Here is a 17,259-nt window from a genome sequence, read left to right as displayed (position 1 = left end):
CGGCCGGTCAGCCGGCCGGCCCCGGGAGCAGCGGCCCGAGCCGGTCCCACTGCGCGATCCGACAGCCGTCGGTGCGGGAGAGCTGGAGGTCGACGGGTTCGCCCCGCCACACGCCGGTGACGTGCGCCGTCTGGGGCCCGCCGTACTGCTGGGTGCAGATCGCGTCGTCCGGCACCGGGGCGAACGGCTCCTCGAGCTCCCCCAGGTGCTCGCAGGCCGCCTCGGCGTCGGGGAGGTCGCCTTCGACAGTGCCTGCGCAGGTGAGGGTGTGACGCTCCACCGGCGCGCCCTCGCCCGGGTCGTACTCGACCACCAGGTCGCCGATGGCGTCCCCGGGAGTGGTGGTGGCCGGGTCCGACGAGGTCGCCGGTGTCGTCGAGGAGCCGACCGCCTGGCCGGCGTCGTCCGCGGTGCCGCACGCGGCGAGCAGCATCAGCGGGACGGCCAGGGACAGCAGGACGGCGCGGCGCATGCCCGCCAGTCTGCCCGGGTCAGATGCGGGACGCAGCGATGCTGGTGACCAGGATCGCCCGCGCGCCGAGCTCCCACAGCTCGTCCATCACCCGGTTGGTGTCCTCCTTGCGAACCATCGCCCGCACGGCCGACCAGCCCGGCGTCTGCAGCGGGCTCACCGTCGGCCCCTCCAACCCCGGGGTGCGGGCCGTGGCCTGAGCCAGCAGGTCGTTGGGGCAGTCGTAGTCGAGCATCACGTACCGCCGGGCGACCAGGACGCCCTGCAGCCGGCGACGCAGCTGCGCGACCGCCGGCACCTCGTCGGCCCCGGCCCGGCCGACGAGCACGGCCTCGCTGGCCAGCACCGGGTCGCCGATGATCCGCAGCCCGGCCGCACGCAGCGTCGTGCCGGTCTCCACCACGTCGCAGACGGCGTCGGCGACGCCGAGCCGGCAGGCGGTCTCCACGGCGCCGTCGAGCTTGACCACGGCGGCCTTCATGCCCGTCTCGTCCAGGAAGCGCTGCAGCAGCCCCGGGTAGGCGGTGGCGATCCGCTTGCCCTCCAGCTTCGCCACCTCGTCGACCGGGGACTCCGCCGGGCTGGCGAAGCGGAACGACGACCGGCCGAAGCCCAGGGGCATCACCTCGGCCGCCACCGCGTCGCCACCCTCGGGCGGGGTGGTCTCCAGCAGCATGTCGCGCCCGGTGATGCCGACGTCCAGCGTGCCGGCCGCGACGTAGATCGCGATGTCGCGAGGGCGCAGGTAGAAGAACTCGGTGTCGTTCTCCGGGTCGTACACCGCCAGCTCGCTGGAGGTGCGCCGCTGCCGGTACCCGCTCTCGGCCAGCATCGCGGCCGCGGGCTCGCTGAGGACACCCTTGTTGGGCACGGCAACGCGCAGCACAGAAACAGCTCCTTTGAACCCGGGGGTGGCACCGTCGGCCCCCTTCAGAGGCTCGCCCCGAGCTTGCGAGGGGTGAGGAGAAGGGGGTCCTTGCTCAGAGGTGAGCGTAGACGTCGTCCAGGCCGAGCCCGCGGGCCAGCATGAGCACCTGCACCCGGTACAGCAGCTGGCTGATCTCCTCCGCCGTCCGCTCTGCGCCTTCGTGCTCGGCGGCCATCCAGGACTCCGCCGCCTCTTCCACGACCTTCTTGCCGGCGGCGTGCACCCCGTCCTGCACGGCGGTGACGGTGCCCGAGGCCGGGTCACCGGCGGCGACCTTCTCGCTCAGCTCGGCGAACAGCTGGTCGAACGTCTTCACGCCGGGCCGACCCCGAAACCGGTGCTCTGCTTCGGGTTGCGCAGCTCGCGGAGCACCAGGGCGGTCTGCAGCGCGGCGGCGGTGGCCTCCCAGCCCTTGTCCTCGGCGGAGTCGTCCATGCCGGCGCGGTCGCGGGCCTGCTGCTCGCCCTCGGTGGTGAGGACGCCGTTGCCGACCGGCTTGCCGGCGTCCAGCGACACCCGGGTGAGGCCGGCGGTGAAGGAGTCGCAGACGTACTCGAAGTGCGGCGTGCCGCCGCGGACGACGACCCCGAGGGCCACGACCGCGTCGTGCGTGGCGGCGAGGGCCTGGGCGACCACGGGCAGCTCGATGGCCCCGGGCACCCGGACGACGGTGGGCTCCGGGATGCCGGCGGCCTTCGCGCAGGCGATCGACCGCTGCAGCAGCGACTCGGTGATGTCGCCGTGCCAGGTGGTCGCCACGATGCCCAGGGTCAGCCCCGCGGCGTCGACCGGCTGCTGCCCCGGCGCTCCGGACCCGCTCATGAAGTTCTCCTCGGTGCTGTTCGTCGTCAGGTGGGACGGTTCGGAAGGGACGGTGCAGTGTGCCGTGGGCCGGGGTGGAAGCCGGTCACATCGGCTGCTCGTCGGCGCGCCGTTCCGGCGCGGGCGGCTGGCCGCCGGTGTCGGGACCGTCGGGCTCGATGATCTCCAGCAGGTGCCCCATCCGGTCCCGCTTGGTGCGCAGGTACCCGACGTTGTCGGCGGTGACGTTGCTGGGCAGCGCGACCCGGCCGGTGATCTTCAGGCCGTACCCCTCCAGCCCCGCGCGCTTGGCCGGGTTGTTGGTCAGCAGCCGCATCGTGTGGATGCCCAGGTCGACCAGGATCTGCGCGCCGGTGCCGTAGTCACGTGCGTCGGCGGGGAGCCCGAGGTCGAGGTTGGCGTCGACCGTGTCCGCGCCGGCGTCCTGGAGCTGGTAGGCCTGCAGCTTGTGCAGCAGGCCGATGCCCCGGCCCTCGTGGCCGCGGATGTAGAGGACGACGCCGCGCCCCTCCTGGGCGACGGCGGCGAGGGCTGCGTCCAGCTGCGGGCCGCAGTCGCAGCGCAGCGAGCCGAAGACGTCGCCGGTGAGGCACTCGGAGTGCACGCGCACCAGCACGTCCTCACCGTCGTTCGCGGTGAGGTCGCCGTAGACGAAGGCCACGTGCTCGCGCTCGTCGTAGGAGCTGCGGTAGCCGACCGCGGTGAACTCCCCGGCGCGCAACGGCACCCGGGCCTCGGCGACCCGCTCGACCAGCTTGTCGAACCGCTTGCGGTAGGCGATCAGGTCGGCGATCGAGACCATGACCAGGTCGTGCTCGTCGGCGAAGACCCGCAGCTCCTCACCGCGCGCCATGCCGGTCGGGTCCTGCTCGCTGACCACCTCGCACAGCGTCCCCGAGGGACGCAGCCCGGCCAGGACGGCGAGGTCGACGGCGGCCTCGGTGTGGCCGGGCCGGCGCAGCACCCCGCCGTCCCTGGCGCGCAGCGGCACCACGTGCCCGGGGCGGGCCAGGTCGGCGGAGGTGGTCTCCGCGGCGGCCAGGGTGCGGATGGTGTGCGCCCGGTCGGCGGCCGAGATGCCGGTGGTCACGCCCTCCCGGGCGTCGACGGTGACGGTGTACGCGGTGCCGCGGCGGTCCTGGTTCACCCGGAACATCGGGGGCAGGTCGAGCCGGTCGGCGTCGGACTCGGTGACCGCGACGCAGATGTAGCCCGAGGTGTAGCGGACCATGAAGGCCACCACCTCCGGGGTGGCGAGCTCGGAGGCGAAGATGAGGTCGCCCTCGTTCTCCCGGTCCTCGTCGTCGATGACGACGACGGGCCGGCCGCTCTTGACCGCCGCGATCGCGCTCTCCACGGAGTCCAACCGGAATCCGCTCATCGGCGTGCTCCCAACAGTCGTTCGACGTACTTGGCGATGACGTCCACCTCCAGGTTGACCCGGTCACCGGGGGCGCGGTCGCCCAGGGTGGTCTCGCGCAGCGTGGTGGGGATGAGGCTGACCTCGAACCAGGGCTCGGGGTGGTCGGCGAGCGCGCTCACGGTGAGCGAGACGCCGTCGACGGTGATCGAGCCCTTCTCCACCACGTAGCGCGCGAGCTCGGTGGGGACGGCGATCCGCACGACCTCCCAGTCGTCGCCGGGGGTGCGGGAGACCACGGTGCCGACGCCGTCGACGTGGCCCTGGACGATGTGGCCGCCCAGCCGGGTCTGCGGGGTGACGGCGCGTTCGAGGTTGACCCGGTCACCGGAGCCGGTGGTGCCGAGGCTGCTGCGGCGCAGGGTCTCGGCCATCACGTCGGTGCTCCACACGCCGCTGCCGTCGGGGGCGGGTTCGACGCCGGTGACGGTCAGGCAGACGCCGTTGACCGCGATCGAGTCGCCCAGCGCGACGTCCTGCAGGGCCTTGCGTGCCCGGATGCGCAGCACGGCGCTGTCCGCGCCGTCCTCGCGCACGACCAGGGTGCCGAGCTCTTCCACGATGCCGGTGAACACCTCAGCTCCCTCCGCCGGTCGACAGTGCCCGCCCAGTGTGCCCGGTGGGCCGCAACCGGATCTGCACGTCCCCGCCCATGCGGGTGACGTCGGTGACCTGCAGGTGCAGCGCATCGGTGATCGTGCTGATTCCCAGGCCGCCCACCATGCCGGCGCCAGCGCCCAGCAGGGTCGGCGCGACGTGCACCACGGCCTCGTCGACCAGGCCGGCGGCGAGGAAGGCGGCGGCCAGCGTCGGGCCGCCCTCCAGCAGCACCCGGCGGACGCCGGAGCCGAACAGCTCGGCCAGCAGCGCAGCCGGCGTGGCCGCCCGGCTGACCAGCGTGGGTGCGGCGCCGTCGTGCACCCGGGCGGTGGCCGGCACCCGGCCGCGGCGGTCCAGCACCACGCGCAACGGCTGGCGGACGGCGGGGCGGCCCTCGGCGTCGCGGACGGTGAGCTGCGGGTCGTCGGCGAGCGCCGTCCCGGACCCGACGAGCACCGCGTCGCAGGTCGCCCGCAGCTCGTGCACGGCGGCCCGGGCCTGGGGCCCGGTGATCCAGCGGCTGGTGCCGTCGGCGGCCGCGACCCGCCCGTCGAGGGTCGTGGCGACCTTCCAGACCACCTGCGGCCGGTGCTCGCGCACGCCGGTGAGCCAGCCGGCCAGGGCTCCCTCGGCGGCCGCGGCCTGCTCCGCGCCCAGCTCGAGGTCGACCCCGGCCGCACGCAGCCGGTCCGCGCCCCCGGTGGCGAGCCGGGTCGGCTCGGGGACGGCGACGACGACCCGGGCGACCCCGGCGGCGATCAGCGCATCCGCGCAGGGCCCGGTGCGCCCGGTGTGCGCGCAGGGTTCCAGCGTGACCACGGCGGTGCCCCCGCGGGCCCGCTCACCGGCCTGGGCCAGGGCGTGCACCTCGGCGTGCGGGCCACCCGGCGGGGAGGTCGCCCCCTCTCCCACGACGGCGCCGGCGGCGTCCAGCACGACCGCACCGACCGGCGGGTTCGGGCTGGTGGTGCCCAGCACCCGCAGCCCCAGCTCCCGTGCCCGGGCCATCGCCGCCTGCTCGGCGGCGTTCACCGGGCGCGCGCGGCCTGGGCCCGCAGGGCGGCGATCGCCCGGGCGGGGTCCTCGGCGCCGTAGACGGCCGAGCCCGCGACGAAGACGTCGGCCCCGGCCTCGGCGGCCTGCTCGATGGTGTCGGCGTTGATCCCGCCGTCGACCTCCAGGAACAGCCGGAGGTGACCGGCCTCGACCAGCCGCCGGGCCTCGCGCACCTTGGGCAGCACCTCGGGCATGAACGACTGCCCGCCGAAGCCCGGCTCGACCGTCATCACCAGCAGGGTGTCGAACTCCGGCAGCACGTCGAGGTAGTCCTCCAGCGGCGTGCCCGGCTTCAGCGCCAGCCCCGCGAGCGCGCCGGCGGCCTTGAGGTCGCGGGCCACGGCGCGCGGGTCGGTGCAGGCCTCGGCGTGCACGGTGACGTTGCGCGCCCCGGCCTCGGCGTAGCCGGGGGCCCACCGCTCCGGGTCGTCGATCATCAGGTGGCAGTCCAGCGGCACCGGGCTGACCGCCTGGATCGCCTGCACCACCGGCAGCCCCAGGGTCAGGTTGGGCACGAAGTGGGCGTCCATGACGTCGACGTGCACCCAGTCGGCGTCGGCGATCCGCTGCACCTCGTCGGCGAGCCGGGCGAAGTCCGCGGACAGCAGGCTGGGCGCGATCATGGGTTCCCGGGACACCCGGTGATCGTAGGGGCCGCCCTCAGCGCCCTGGCCGGGCGACCGTGCCGCTGCCGGCCGGCGGGGTGACCGCGCCCGTCACCGTTCGGCACTCGGCGGACCGGGCTGCGGACGTGTCCGTGGCGCACGACCGGGTAGCGGCTCCCCCATGGCTTCGGAGACCTCAGCACCTGCCCGCTACGACGGCTTCGACCGGATGCCGATCGCCGGCACCTGGCGCGCCGGCCGGGCCGGGAAGACCGCGACCGACACCAACCCCTACACCGGCGAGACCCTGACCGAGATCCCCCTCGCCGACGCCGACGACCTCGACGAGGCCTACGCCCGGGCGAAGGAGGCCCAGCGGGACTGGGCCGCCCGGCTGCCCAGCGAGCGCGCCGCGGTGATGCGCCGGGCCGGCCAGATCATGGAGGCCCGCGAGGACGAGATCGTCGACTGGCACATCAAGGAGAGCGGCGCCACCGCCCCCACCGCGGCCTTCGAGTTCGCCATCACGCTGCGCGACTTCCACGAGACGGCGTCCTACCCCTACCGGGTCGAGGGGCGGATCCTGCCGGCCGACATCGAGGGCAAGGAGAGCCGCGTCTACCGGCGCCCGGTCGGGGTGGTCGCGGTGATCAGCCCGTGGAACGTGCCGATGCACCTGTCCAACCGCTCCGTCGCCCCGGCCCTGGCCGTCGGCAACGCCGTCGTCCTCAAGCCGGCCGGTGACACCCCGGTGACCGGCGGCCTGCTGCTGGCCAAGGTCTACGAGGAGGCCGGGCTGCCCGAGGGCCTGCTCTCGGTGCTGATCGGCTCGGGCAGCGACATCGGCGACGCGATCGTCTCCCACCCGACGCCGCGGGTCGTCTCCTTCACCGGCTCGACCCCGGTGGGCAAGGGGATCGCCGAGAAGGCCGGGCTGAAGAAGCTGTCGCTGGAGCTGGGCGGCAACGGCCCGCTGGTGGTGCTGGACGACGCCGACGTCGGCTACGCGGTGGACGCCGCCGTCTTCGGGAAGTTCTTCCACCAGGGCCAGGTCTGCATGATCACCAACCGGATCATCGTGGACGACGCCGTGCACGACGAGTTCGTCGAGCGCTACGTCGAGCGGGTGCGCGGGCTCAAGGCCGGCGACCCGACCGAGCCGGACACGGTGATCGGCCCGATCATCAACGCCAAGCAGCTGGAGGGCATCCAGGAGAAGGTCGCCCAGTCGATCTCCGACGGCGCCCAGCAGGTGCTCGGCGGCGACCCGACCGGCCCGATCGGCTCGGTGCTGCCCCCGCACGTGCTCCTCGGCGGCAACGACGTCGCGACCGCCCGCCAGGAGGTGTTCGGTCCGGTGGCCACGATCATCCGGGCCCGCGACGAGGACGACGCGCTGGCGATCGCCAACGACACCGAGTACGGCCTGTCCAGCGCCGTGTTCACCGAGAACACGCTGCGCGGGGTGGACTTCGCGCTGCGGGTGGACGCCGGGATGACCCACGTCAACGACTCCCCGCTCAACGACGAGAACAACACCGCGTTCGGCGGGGAGAAGGAGTCGGGCCTCGGTCGCTTCGGCGGCGACTGGGCGATCGAGGAGTTCACCACCGACCACTGGGTGAGCGTCCAGCACACCAAGCGGCAGTTCCCCTTCTGAGGCCCGAGCCGGTGGCGTTCCCGCGGGAACGCCACCGGCGCTCAGCGCGTGCGGCGGAGCAGGGCCATGAACATCGCGTCGGTGCCGTGCCGGTGCGGCCACAGCTGCGCGTGCTCGCCGCGCGCGATGCCGGGCACCTCGGGGAACAGCGCCGCCACGGGGAGCACCTCGACGTCGTCCCGCCGGGCGACCGCGTCGACGATGGCGACGGTCTCGGCGGTGTGCGGCGAGCAGGTCACGTAGGCGACCACTCCCCCGGGCCGGACGGAGGCCAGCGCGCTGTCCAGCAGCTGCCGCTGCAGCTCGGCCAGCGGCGGGACGTCGTCCGGCGTCCGGCGCCAGCGCACCTCCGGCCGGCGGCGCAGGGCGCCCAGGCCGGTGCACGGTGCGTCCAGCAGCACCCGGTCGAACGACCCGGCCGGCCAGTCCGGTGCCGTGCCGTCGGCGACCAGGACCTCGACGTCCTCGGCGCCGGCCAGCGCGCCGCGGACCAGCTCGGCGCGGTGCTCGCTGCGGTCGACAGCGGTCAGGTGCACCCCGGCCGGCCGGACGGCGGCCAGCAGCGCCGCCTTGCCGCCCGGGCCGGCGCACATGTCCAGCCACCGTGCGTCGGGGCCCTCCAGCGGTGCCCGGACCAGGGCGAGGGCAGCCAGCTGGCTCCCCTCGTCCTGCACCGCCGCGGCGCCGGAGCGGACCGCGGCGAGCTTGCCGGGGTCACCGCCGTGCAGCCGGACGGCGTGCGGGGACCACGGGCCGGGCTCGCCACCGGAGTCGGCGGCCAGCTCGTCGCGGTCGACGTGCCGGGCGACGAGGTGCACCTCGGGCGCGGCGTCGTCGGCCAGCAACGCGGCCTCCACCTCGACGTCGTCGGCGAGCGCGTCGCGCCAGGCGTCGACGATCCACCGCGGGTGGTCGGTGGTGAGGGTCAGCCGCTCGTCGTCGTCGGCCGGTGCGAGCGACGTGACCCAGGCGGCCCGGTCACCGCCGGCCGCGACCTTGCGCAGCACGGCGTTGACCAGCCCGGAGGCGCCGGTGCCGACGATCGCCCGGGTGAGCGCCACCGTGGTGTCCACCGCGGCGTGCGCCGGCACCCGCAGGTCGATCAACTGGTAGGCGCCGAGCCGGAGCAGGTCCAGCACCTTGGGGTCGAGCTCGGCCAGCGGCCGGGACACCAGCGTGGTCAGGACGGCGTCCAGGGTGCCGGTGGCGCGCAGCGTGCCGTAGGCCAGCTGGGTGGCGAAGGCGGCGTCCCGGGGCTCCAGCTGCCGCTCGCGCAGCAGCTGGGGCAGCAGCAGGTTGGCGTAGGCCGCCCGGCTGGAGACCCCGTCGAGGACGTCGTAGGCGGTCAGCCGGGCACCGTCCAGGACGGGCCGGTGCCGGCGGGACTGGGGGCGCTGGTTGCCGGTGCCGGGGTCGTTGCGCCGCTTGTGGCCGGCCCGGTCCGCGGGGCCGCTCACGCGGTCACCTGCGCACCGAGTCGCTCGCCCGGTTCCAGACGTGCGCCGCGCGCCCAGTCGGCCGCCGGGAGCATCTTCTTGCCGGCCGGCTGCACCGACGACAGCCGCACCGCACCGCGCCCGGTGCCCACCAGGACACCGGTCGACCCGATCGACAGCTCACCGGGTGCGAGCGCCAGCGACGAGGACAGCGGCTCGACCGAGGCCAGTCGCAGCCGGTTGCCGCGCCACGTCGTCCAGGCGCCCGGGGCCGGGGTCACGCCGCGCACCCGACGGTCGACGACGTGCGCGGGCAGAGCCCAGTCGACCCGGGCGTCCGCGGTCTCGATCCGCGGCGCCAGGCTGACCCCCTCGGCCGGCTGGGGCTCGGGCCGCAGCGAGCCGTCGGCGATGCCGTCCAGGGTCGCGACCAGCAGCCGGGCGCCGCTGACCGCCAGCCGGTCGAGCAGGTCGCCGGCGGTGTCGGTGGCCCCGATCGGCTCGGTGACGACACCGAAGACCGGGCCGGTGTCCAGGCCGGCCTCCAGCTGGAAGGTGGCCGCGCCGGTGACCTCGTCGCCGGCCATGATCGCGTGCTGCACCGGTGCGGCACCGCGCCAGGCGGGCAGCAGCGAGAAGTGCAGGTTCACCCAGCCGTGCCGCGGGACCTCCAGCGCCGCCGGCGGCACCAGGGCGCCGTAGGCCACGACCGGGGCGCAGTCGACGGCGAGGTCGGCCAGCTGGGCGAGGAACTCCGGCTCGCGGGGCGAGCGGGGCTGGAGCACGGGGATGCCCGCGGCGTCGGCACGCTCGGCGACCGGTGACCGGCTGGTGCGCCGGCCGCGGCCGGACGGCGCATCGGGCCGGGTGAGGACGGCGACGACCTCGTGGGCGGAGTCCAGCAGCGCGTCGAGGGCGACGACGGCCGGCGCCGGGGTACCGGCGAACAGGAGCCTCAGTGGGGGCTCACCTTCACCACGGGCGCCGGCACGGGTGCGCCGTCGGGCAGCCAGGACTGCGCCCCCTGCCACTCCGCGTCCTGCAGGACGGCGAGCGCGGCCGCGCGGGCCTCGGTGTCGAGCCGGTCGACGAACAGCACGCCGTCCAGGTGGTCGGTCTCGTGCTGGATGGCGCGGGCCAGCTTGTGCGACCCCTCCACCCGGACCGGGTCGCCGTGCATGTTCCAGCCGGTCGCGGCGACGTACAGGTGCCGGCGGCAGTCGAACCGGAAACCGGGGATCGACAGGCACCCCTCGGCGTCCTCGTCGGTCTCCTCGCCCACCGGCGTGACGTCGGGGTTGACCAGGTGGCCGACCTCGCCGTCGACGTACCAGGTGAAGACCCGCAGGCCGACGCCGATCTGCGGAGCGGCGATGCCGGCACCGCCGGCGGCGTGCATCGTGTCGGTCAGGTCGGCGACGAGTTGACGCAGTTCGGCGTCGAAGTCGACGACGGGGGCGGCCGGGGTGCGCAGCACCGGGTCGCCCATGATCCGGATGGGGGTCACGCTCACGCGGACGATCGTAGGTGCCGGGGACTGCGGCGCCTGCAGGGTGATCTGGCTACGGTGACGGAATGGCCTCACTCGCCGCCCACCGCGTGCACGCCGTGATCAGCACCCTCATCGACGGACTGACGGTCGGGGCAGCCGAGGCGGCCCTCGACCTGCCCCCTCGGTCCGCCGCCCGCCTGCGCGTCTACCTGGCGATGATGGCCGCCGTCGCCGCTGACACGGTGGCGCACGACCTGCCCGCCCTGCGGAGCGCCTTCCAGGGCATGCCGAGCGAGGGCACCTCCCCCGCCGACCGCGCGGTGAACCGGCACCAGGCCCTGGCGACGACGGCCTGGGGCGTGGCGGCGATGGCCGCGCACGGCCCGGTCGTCCGGGCGCTGCGCCGGCGCGGTCACCGGCGTCCGCACCTGCTGGTCGGCGTCGTGGCCGGGGTCGGCGCCGCCGCCACCACCCTGCCGGTGCGCTGGCGCCACGCCACCGAGCTGGCCATCGAGGACATGGCCACCGCGCAGCTGGACGCCGAGCTCGCGCAGCTGCTGGACCAGCCGATCGACTGACCACCCGGGTCGCCCGTGTGGCGGTCCCGCACCGGGGATCAGGCCGGGACGGAGAGCCCCTGCAGCCAGCTCTGCCAGACCGGCTGCTCGCACTGCCGCCACCCGCCACCGGCGTGACCGGCTCGGCTCCCTAGGCCAGGTCGAGCGGGTCCAGCTGCACGCGGACGTGCTCGGCGACCTTCTTGGCGCTCCGCACCCCCTGGACGTCGTGCAGCGCCCTCGCCAGCGCTGCCCCGTCGCTGCGCCGCACCCGGACCAGGTAGCGCTCCCGCTCGCCCTCCTGCCCGGGCCGAGGGGGCTCGGGCACCGGCCCGAGGACGTCGGCGCCCTCGGGCAGCCGCAGCGCCGCCAGGAAGTCCGCCAGCGCGGCCGGGGACGCCGCCAGGGAGGCCATCCGGGTGACCGGTGGGAACCCGAGCTCCCGGCGGTCGGCCAGCTCCCGGGTGGCCAGCCAGGCCGGGTCCCAGCGGACCAGCGCCTGCACGACCGGGTGCGCCGCGTCGGCGGCGACCACCACCTCGCCGCCGGCGCGCACCAGCGCGGCGGCGTTCATCCAGCGCCGCATCGTCTCCTCCCCCGCCCGCAGGTCCGCCCGGCCCAGCAGCGCCCAGGAGTCGAGCAGCAGCGCCGCGCCGTAGCCGCCCTCGGCCACCGGCTCGGCGCCGGGGGTGGCGACCACGATCGCCGGGTCACCGGAGACCGTGGCCAGCACACCGGAGGTGCGGCCAGAGACCCGCACGGCCGCGCCCGGGAACGCCCGGCCCAGTTCCTCGGCCGTGCGCGAGGCGCCGATGACGGCGGCCCGCAGCTTCGTGCCGTGGCAGTGCGGGCAGTCGAAGGTCGCCGCGGGCCGGGCACACCAGCGGCAGGCCGCGATCCGCACGCCACCGGGCCCGGGCGCCGGGGCGATCCCCAGCGGGCCGGCGCAGTGCGCGCAGCGGGCCGGCGCGCGGCACCGGTCGCAGACCAAGGAGGGCACGTAGCCCGAGCGGGGCACCTGGATCAGCACGGGCGCACCGTCGGCCAGCGCCCGCCGGGCCACGGTGAACCCGAGGGTGGGCAGCCGGGCCGACCGCGCGGCCGGGTCCCGGGCCAGCTCGAAGTCGCTGCCCAGCGCCTCCACCCGAGGTGCGGCGGCGCGCAGGGTGGCGCGGTCGGCGATCAGCTCGTGCGCCCACCCGGACTCCACCAGCAGCGCCGCCTCCGCCGTGCGCGCGGTCCCGGCGACCACGGCCGCGCAGGAGGCCAGGTGCGCCCGGTGCACCAGCACGTCCCGGGCGTGCGGGTAGGGCGCCCGCGGCTCGGCGTGCAGGTCGTCGCCGTCGTCCCAGACGACCACCAGGCCCAGCTCGCGCACCGGCGCGAAGACCGAACCGCGGGTGCCGAGCACCACCTGGGCCGTGCCGCGGGAGGCGGTGAGGAAGCGGCCGTAGCGGGTGTCCGGCGCGGAGTCCGCACGCAGCACGGCGACCGAGCCGGCCGGCAGCAGCCGGTCAGCCGCGGCGGCCAGCCGGTCCAGGTCCTTGCCGTCGGGCACGACGACGAGTGCCCCGCGACCGCCGGACAGCGCGGCCTGCGCCAGCTCGGCCAGCCGGGTCGGCCAGTCCTCCCCGGGCAGCGCGGTCCAGACCGCGCGGGCGGGACGCCCCTCGGCGACGGCGGCCAGCAGCTGGGGCCCGGTCGGATAGCGGGCGAAGCCCGCCGGATCGGGAGCCGCGGGCGGCGGCGGCGGGTCGAGCCGGGGTCGCTTCTCGGGAGCTCCGCGGCGCGGCGGCAGGGCCAGCCGCAGCACGTCGGTCAGCGACCCGGCGTACCGGTCGGCGACCGAGCGGGCCAGCTCGGCGACCTCCGGGGTGAGCACCGGCTCGGCGGAGACCACCTTGGCCAGCGGGGCCAGCTGCCCGGTGTGGTCGGTGTCGGCGGCCAGCTCCAGGACGACGCCGTCCACCAGCTTGCCGGCGAAGCGCACCCGGACCCGGCAGCCGGCCACCACCTGCTCGGCGAGCTCCTCGGGGACGGCGTAGTCGAAGGGCCGGTCCAGGTGGGCCAACGGCACGTCGACGACGACCCGGGCCACTCGCACCGGGCCAGTCTCCCCGCTCACTCCGACAGTCCCCGGCGACGTGCTCGCCCGGCCCTCCTGCAGTGCCCCGCTGCGCGCGGTCGCGCAGCGGGGCGCCCCGAGGTCCTCAGGCCACCGCCGACTTCAGCGCGTCGACCCGGTCCAGCCGCTCCCAGGGCAGCTCGATGTCGGTGCGGCCGAAGTGACCGTAGGCCGCCGTCGGGGCGTAGATCGGCCGCAGCAGGTCCAGGTCCCGCACGATCGCGCCGGGCCGCAGGTCGAACACCGCGGTGATCGCCTTCTCCAGCACGTCCTCGGGGATCGTGTTGGTGCCGAAGGTCTCCACGAAGAGCCCGACCGGGTGGGCGGCACCGATCGCGTAGGCGACCTGCACCTCGCACCGGCGGGCCAGCCCGGCGGCAACCACGTTCTTCGCCACCCAGCGCATCGCGTAGGCACCGGACCGGTCGACCTTCGAGGGGTCCTTGCCGGAGAACGCGCCGCCGCCGTGCCGGGCCATGCCGCCGTAGGTGTCGACGATGATCTTGCGACCGGTCAGCCCGGCATCGCCCATCGGGCCACCGATGACGAACTTGCCGGTCGGGTTCACCAGCAGCCGGTAGCCGGTGGTGGGCAGGCCCAGCTCGCGCAGCGCGGGCTCGACCACGAACTCCTGGACGTCCGGGGCGAGCAGCGTGTCGATGGAGATGTCCTCGGCGTGCTGGGAGGAGACCACCACGGTGTCCACGGCGACCGGGCGGTCGTCCTCGTAGACGACGGTGACCTGGGTCTTGCCGTCGGGGCGCAGGTAGGGCACCGAACCGTCCTTGCGGACGGCCGACAGCCGCCGGGACAGCCGGTGCGCGAGCGCGATCGGCAGCGGCATCAGCTCGGGGGTCTCGTCCGTGGCGTACCCGAACATCAGGCCCTGGTCGCCGGCGCCCTGCCGCGCGATCAGGTCGTCGGCCGCCGCGGCCCGGTGCTCGGCCGCGCTCAGCTCGGCCGTGCGGGCCTCGTAACCGATGTCCACGCCCTGGGCGATGTCCGGGGACTGCGCGCCGATGGAGACGCTGACGCCGCAGGAGGCGCCGTCGAAGCCCTTGCGGGAGGAGTCGTAGCCGATGCGGAGGATCGTCTTGCGCACGATGTCGGCGATGTCGACGTAGCCGGAGGTGGTGACCTCACCGGCGATGTGCACCTGGCCGGTGGTGATGAGGGTCTCGACGGCGACACGGCTGCGCGGGTCCTGGGCGAGCATCGCGTCCAGGATCGAGTCGCTGATCTGGTCCGCGATCTTGTCGGGGTGGCCCTCGGTCACCGACTCGGACGTGAAGAGACGGCGTGGCACTCGGTTCTCCCTGCGGTCGGCTGCCGAGCGCGTTGCTCGCGGTCGGCCGGGCTGCACCACGTGGTGGGCGGCCCGACGGCTGAGGCTACCGGCGGGAGCTCCCGCCCGTTCGGTGAGGCGGTGGTGTCACGCCTGCCGGGGCAGCCGGTCGGACACCACGTCCCAGATCGCGGCGGCGACCGCGTCCTTGCGACCGGGCGGCACGGCGGTCGCCGACCCGTCGGTGGCCAGCACCGTCACCTCGTTGTCGGCCCGGCCGAAGACCCGGCCGGCCGAGACGTCGTTGACCACCAGCAGGTCCGCGCCCTTGCGGGCCAGCTTGGCGCGGGCGTGGGCCAGCACGTCACCCTCGGCGTCACCGGTCTCCGCGGCGAAGCCGACGACGAGCTGCCCGGGCGGCCGGGAGCCCACCAGCTCGACCAGGACGTCGGGGTTGCGGACCAGCTCCACCGAGCTGGGCTCGGCGGCCCCGCCCTTCTTCAGCTTGCTGCCGGCGACCGTGGCGGGCCGGAAGTCGGCGACCGCGGCGGCCATGACGACGACGTCGGCCGGCCGAGCCGTCCCCTGCCCGGAGGACTCGTTGTGCATCGCGGTCCGCAGCTCCTCGGCGCTCTCCACCGGCACCACCCGCACCCCGAACGGGGCCGGCAGCTCGACGTTGGCGGCGACCAGCACCACCTCGGCGCCCCGGGCCGCGGCGACCCGGGCCAGCGCCCAGCCCTGCAGCCCGGACGAACGGTTGCCCAGGAACCGCACCGGGTCCAGCGGCTCCCGGGTGCCGCCGGCGCTGATCACCACCCGGCGGCCGGTGAGGTCGGGGGCCAGCGCCCCGGCACCGGCGGTGAGCACCAGCTCGGCCAGCGCCGCGACGTCGGCGGGCTCGGGCAGCCGCCCGGGGCCGGAGTCCGGGCCGGTGAGCCGCCCCACCGCGGGCGGCAGCACGACCGCGCCACGGCGGCGCAGCGTGGCGACGTTGTCCTGGGTGGCCGGGTGCTGCCACATCTCGGTGTGCATGGCCGGCACGAACACGACCGGGCAGTGCGCGGTGAGCAGCGTCGCGGTGAGCAGGTCGTCGGCCCGGCCGGCCGCCGCCCGGGCCAGCAGGTCCGCGGTGGCCGGGTTGACCAGGACCAGGTCGGCGCGCTGGCCGATCCGGACGTGGGCGACCTCGGGGACGTCGTCCCAGACCTCGGTGGACACCGGGTTCCCGCTCAGCGCCTCGAACGTCGCGGCGCCGACGAAGCGCAGCGCCGATGCCGTGGGCACCACCCGGACGTCGTGGCCGGACTCGGTGAGGGCGCGCAGCAGCAGCGCGGACTTGTAGGCCGCGACGCCGCCACCCACGCCCAGCACGATCTGGCTCATGCGGTCCATCCTCCACGCACGACGAAGCCCCCGGCACCAGCCGGGGGCTTCGTCATCAGTACGGGTGCTGGCCTAGTTCTCGCCGGCGGTGTGGGCGAGGAGGCCCTCGTTGATCTCGCGGAGCGCGATCGACAGCGGCTTCTCCTGGGGCGCGGTGTCGACCAGCGGGCCGACGTACTCCAGCAGGCCCTCGGAGAGCTGGCTGTAGTAGGCGTTGATCTGGCGCGCACGCTTGGCGGCGTAGATGACCAACCCGTACTTGCTGGTGGTCCGCTCGAGCAGCTCGTCGATCGGCGGGTTGGTGATGCCCTCAGGGGCAGGTGCGACTCCGGACACGGGCGGGCGTGCTCCTCAACTCGGTGTGCGGGCGGGCGGCGGATGGCTCCGCACGGTCGCCTCGGGTGCGCCCTCGACCGCGGTCAGGGACCAGCGGGGGGAGACGCAGTCAGCAAGCCTACCAACTCGTCGGCGGCCCTGGCCACGTCGTCGTTGACGACGACCACGTCGAACTCCCCGGAGGCGTCCAGCTCGGCCTGCGCGAGCGCCAGCCGGCGGGACTGCACCTCGGGGTGCTCGGTGCCCCGGCCGGCCAGCCGGCTGACCAGCTCCGCCCAGGACGGCGGGGCCAGGAAGACCAGCTGGGCCTCCGGCGCCCGCTCGCGCACCTGCCGGGCGCCCTGCAGCTCGATCTCCAGCAGCGCCGGGGCCCCGGAGGCCAGCTGCTCCTGCACCGGCGCCACCGGGGTGCCGTAGCGGTTGCCCGCGTACTCCGCCCACTCCAGCAGGCCGTCGTGCTCGATCAGCCAGTCGAAGTAGTCGTCGTCGACGAACCAGTAGTGCTCACCGTCGACCTCACCCGCGCGAGGGGCACGGGTGGTGACCGACACCGACACCCAGACCTCCGGGTGCCGGCGCCGGACCTCGGCGACGACCGTGCCCTTCCCCACCCCCGAGGGGCCGGAGAGGACCGTCAGGCGGGCAGGGGTGCGGGCCACGCTCGGCGTCCTCGGGCTGGGGGTGCGGGTCGGTCGGGACAGGGAGGGGCTCAGGGCTCGACGACCTCGCCGGCGAACTCGGCCTCCAGCGCCTTGCGCTGGTTGGCGCCGAGGCCACGGACGCGACGGGTCGGGGAGATCTCCAGCCGCTCCATGATCTTGGCCGCGCGCGCCTTGCCGACACCGGGGAGGGACTCCAGCACCGCGGAGACCCGCATCTTGCCGATGACCTCGTCGGTCTCGCCCTGCTTGAGGACGTCGCCGACCGTCGCGCCCCTGGTCTTCAGCCGCTCACGCAGCTCGGCGCGGGACTTGCGGGCCGCGGCGGCCTTCTCCAGGGCTGCGGCGCGCTGTTCTGGGGACAACTCGGGAAGGGGCACGGAGCAACCCAATCGTGATCGTGCCGGCGCTGCGACCGGC

Annotated in this window: 19 protein-coding genes; 2 read left to right on the top strand and 17 right to left on the bottom strand. The window is 75.2% G+C overall.

The genetic code is table 11. The annotated features are described in order from the left end of the window. Positions 1–7 precede the first annotated feature (7 nt). The 8 genes from O2V61_RS08710 to rpe all read right to left on the bottom strand — a co-directional run bounded on the left by O2V61_RS08710 (position 8) and on the right by rpe (position 5,936). Complete coding sequence (locus tag O2V61_RS08710; protein WP_269182892.1) at positions 8–472, bottom strand: SSI family serine proteinase inhibitor; 465 nt, start codon at positions 470–472, stop codon at positions 8–10. Between the two features lie 19 nt (positions 473–491). Beyond that, positions 492–1,358, bottom strand: a complete 867-nt coding sequence (gene hisG / locus O2V61_RS08705; protein ID WP_269182891.1) for an ATP phosphoribosyltransferase — start codon at positions 1,356–1,358, stop codon at positions 492–494. A gap of 94 nt (positions 1,359–1,452) precedes the next feature. Continuing rightward, a complete protein-coding gene (locus O2V61_RS08700) occupies positions 1,453–1,716 on the bottom strand; it encodes a phosphoribosyl-ATP diphosphatase (RefSeq protein ID WP_269182890.1) in 264 nt (87 codons plus the stop codon). Further along, positions 1,713–2,222, bottom strand: coding sequence for a 6,7-dimethyl-8-ribityllumazine synthase (gene ribH / locus O2V61_RS08695; protein WP_269182889.1), 510 nt, complete (start codon positions 2,220–2,222; stop codon positions 1,713–1,715). Before ribH ends, O2V61_RS08700 begins: the two co-directional genes overlap by 4 nt. Positions 2,223–2,307: 85 nt before the next feature. Then, positions 2,308–3,603: a bifunctional 3,4-dihydroxy-2-butanone-4-phosphate synthase/GTP cyclohydrolase II gene (locus O2V61_RS08690; protein ID WP_269182888.1), complete on the bottom strand. Its 1,296-nt coding sequence runs from the start codon at positions 3,601–3,603 to the stop codon at positions 2,308–2,310. Then, positions 3,600–4,217: a riboflavin synthase gene (locus O2V61_RS08685; RefSeq protein ID WP_269182887.1), complete on the bottom strand. Its 618-nt coding sequence runs from the start codon at positions 4,215–4,217 to the stop codon at positions 3,600–3,602. Before O2V61_RS08685 ends, O2V61_RS08690 begins: the two co-directional genes overlap by 4 nt. Position 4,218: 1 nt before the next feature. Next, on the bottom strand, positions 4,219–5,250 hold the full coding sequence (gene ribD, locus O2V61_RS08680; protein WP_269182886.1) for a bifunctional diaminohydroxyphosphoribosylaminopyrimidine deaminase/5-amino-6-(5-phosphoribosylamino)uracil reductase RibD: 1,032 nt from the start codon (positions 5,248–5,250) through the stop codon (positions 4,219–4,221). A gap of 20 nt (positions 5,251–5,270) precedes the next feature. Further along, the gene (gene rpe, locus O2V61_RS08675; protein ID WP_269182885.1) at positions 5,271–5,936 is read right to left on the bottom strand and encodes a ribulose-phosphate 3-epimerase; all 666 of its coding nucleotides are present in this window, start codon (positions 5,934–5,936) and stop codon (positions 5,271–5,273) included. 148 nt (positions 5,937–6,084) lie between these two features. On the opposite strand from rpe, the gene O2V61_RS08670 reads away from it, so the two are divergent. After that, a complete protein-coding gene (locus O2V61_RS08670) occupies positions 6,085–7,563 on the top strand; it encodes an aldehyde dehydrogenase family protein (RefSeq protein WP_269182884.1) in 1,479 nt (492 codons plus the stop codon). Between the two features lie 41 nt (positions 7,564–7,604). Here the strand turns inward: O2V61_RS08670 and O2V61_RS08665 are convergent, their stop codons facing one another. The 3 genes from O2V61_RS08665 to def are packed head-to-tail and all read right to left on the bottom strand — an operon-like array spanning position 7,605 to position 10,512. Further along, positions 7,605–9,020, bottom strand: coding sequence for an RsmB/NOP family class I SAM-dependent RNA methyltransferase (locus O2V61_RS08665; protein ID WP_269182883.1), 1,416 nt, complete (start codon positions 9,018–9,020; stop codon positions 7,605–7,607). Next, entirely contained in the window at positions 9,017–10,030 is a 1,014-nt protein-coding gene (gene fmt / locus O2V61_RS08660) for a methionyl-tRNA formyltransferase (protein WP_269182882.1), read from the bottom strand. The genes O2V61_RS08665 and fmt overlap by 4 nt, the downstream gene beginning before the upstream one ends. Further along, on the bottom strand, positions 9,955–10,512 hold the full coding sequence (gene def, locus O2V61_RS08655) for a peptide deformylase (protein WP_269182881.1): 558 nt from the start codon (positions 10,510–10,512) through the stop codon (positions 9,955–9,957). Before def ends, fmt begins: the two co-directional genes overlap by 76 nt. Positions 10,513–10,574: 62 nt before the next feature. Here def and O2V61_RS08650 point away from each other — a divergent pair, with 62 nt between their 5' ends. Next, a complete protein-coding gene (locus O2V61_RS08650; protein WP_269182880.1) occupies positions 10,575–11,069 on the top strand; it encodes a hypothetical protein in 495 nt (164 codons plus the stop codon). A gap of 130 nt (positions 11,070–11,199) precedes the next feature. Here O2V61_RS08650 and O2V61_RS08645 read toward each other — a convergent pair whose 3' ends face one another. From O2V61_RS08645 to mihF, 6 genes are all read right to left on the bottom strand, one after another. Next, positions 11,200–13,152: a primosomal protein N' gene (locus tag O2V61_RS08645; protein WP_269182879.1), complete on the bottom strand. Its 1,953-nt coding sequence runs from the start codon at positions 13,150–13,152 to the stop codon at positions 11,200–11,202. A gap of 106 nt (positions 13,153–13,258) precedes the next feature. After that, positions 13,259–14,479 (bottom strand): methionine adenosyltransferase, encoded by a 1,221-nt coding sequence (gene metK / locus O2V61_RS08640; protein WP_269182878.1) that lies wholly within the window; start codon positions 14,477–14,479, stop codon positions 13,259–13,261. A gap of 126 nt (positions 14,480–14,605) precedes the next feature. Further along, positions 14,606–15,844, bottom strand: coding sequence for a bifunctional phosphopantothenoylcysteine decarboxylase/phosphopantothenate--cysteine ligase CoaBC (gene coaBC, locus O2V61_RS08635; protein WP_269182877.1), 1,239 nt, complete (start codon positions 15,842–15,844; stop codon positions 14,606–14,608). Between the two features lie 72 nt (positions 15,845–15,916). Then, entirely contained in the window at positions 15,917–16,180 is a 264-nt protein-coding gene (rpoZ, locus tag O2V61_RS08630) for a DNA-directed RNA polymerase subunit omega (protein WP_036335031.1), read from the bottom strand. An 83-nt stretch (positions 16,181–16,263) separates the two neighbouring features. Then, entirely contained in the window at positions 16,264–16,839 is a 576-nt protein-coding gene (gmk, locus tag O2V61_RS08625) for a guanylate kinase (protein WP_269156851.1), read from the bottom strand. Positions 16,840–16,889: 50 nt separating this feature from the next. Then, positions 16,890–17,219, bottom strand: a complete 330-nt coding sequence (mihF, locus tag O2V61_RS08620) for an integration host factor, actinobacterial type (RefSeq protein ID WP_269182876.1) — start codon at positions 17,217–17,219, stop codon at positions 16,890–16,892. Positions 17,220–17,259: the final 40 nt, after the last annotated feature.

It is taken from the genome of Modestobacter sp. VKM Ac-2985 (assembly GCF_026967925.1).
Lineage (GTDB): Bacteria > Actinomycetota > Actinomycetes > Mycobacteriales > Geodermatophilaceae > Modestobacter.
This window is presented reverse-complemented; position numbering and strand designations above follow the sequence as displayed.

Bases quoted from the DNA above. Each gene is read 5' to 3' on its own strand.
- coaBC (WP_269182877.1), bottom strand. From the start codon at position 15,844: ATGAGCCAGATCGTGCTGGGCGTGGGTGGCGGCGTCGCGGCCTACAAG.
- O2V61_RS08710 (WP_269182892.1), bottom strand. From the start codon at position 472: ATGCGCCGCGCCGTCCTGCTGTCCCTGGCCGTCCCGCTGATGCTGCTC.
- O2V61_RS08670 (WP_269182884.1), top strand. From the start codon at position 6,085: ATGGCTTCGGAGACCTCAGCACCTGCCCGCTACGACGGCTTCGACCGG.
- ribH (WP_269182889.1), bottom strand. From the start codon at position 2,222: ATGAGCGGGTCCGGAGCGCCGGGGCAGCAGCCGGTCGACGCCGCGGGG.
- O2V61_RS08690 (WP_269182888.1), bottom strand. From the start codon at position 3,603: ATGAGCGGATTCCGGTTGGACTCCGTGGAGAGCGCGATCGCGGCGGTC.
- ribD (WP_269182886.1), bottom strand. From the start codon at position 5,250: ATGGCCCGGGCACGGGAGCTGGGGCTGCGGGTGCTGGGCACCACCAGC.
- O2V61_RS08650 (WP_269182880.1), top strand. From the start codon at position 10,575: ATGGCCTCACTCGCCGCCCACCGCGTGCACGCCGTGATCAGCACCCTC.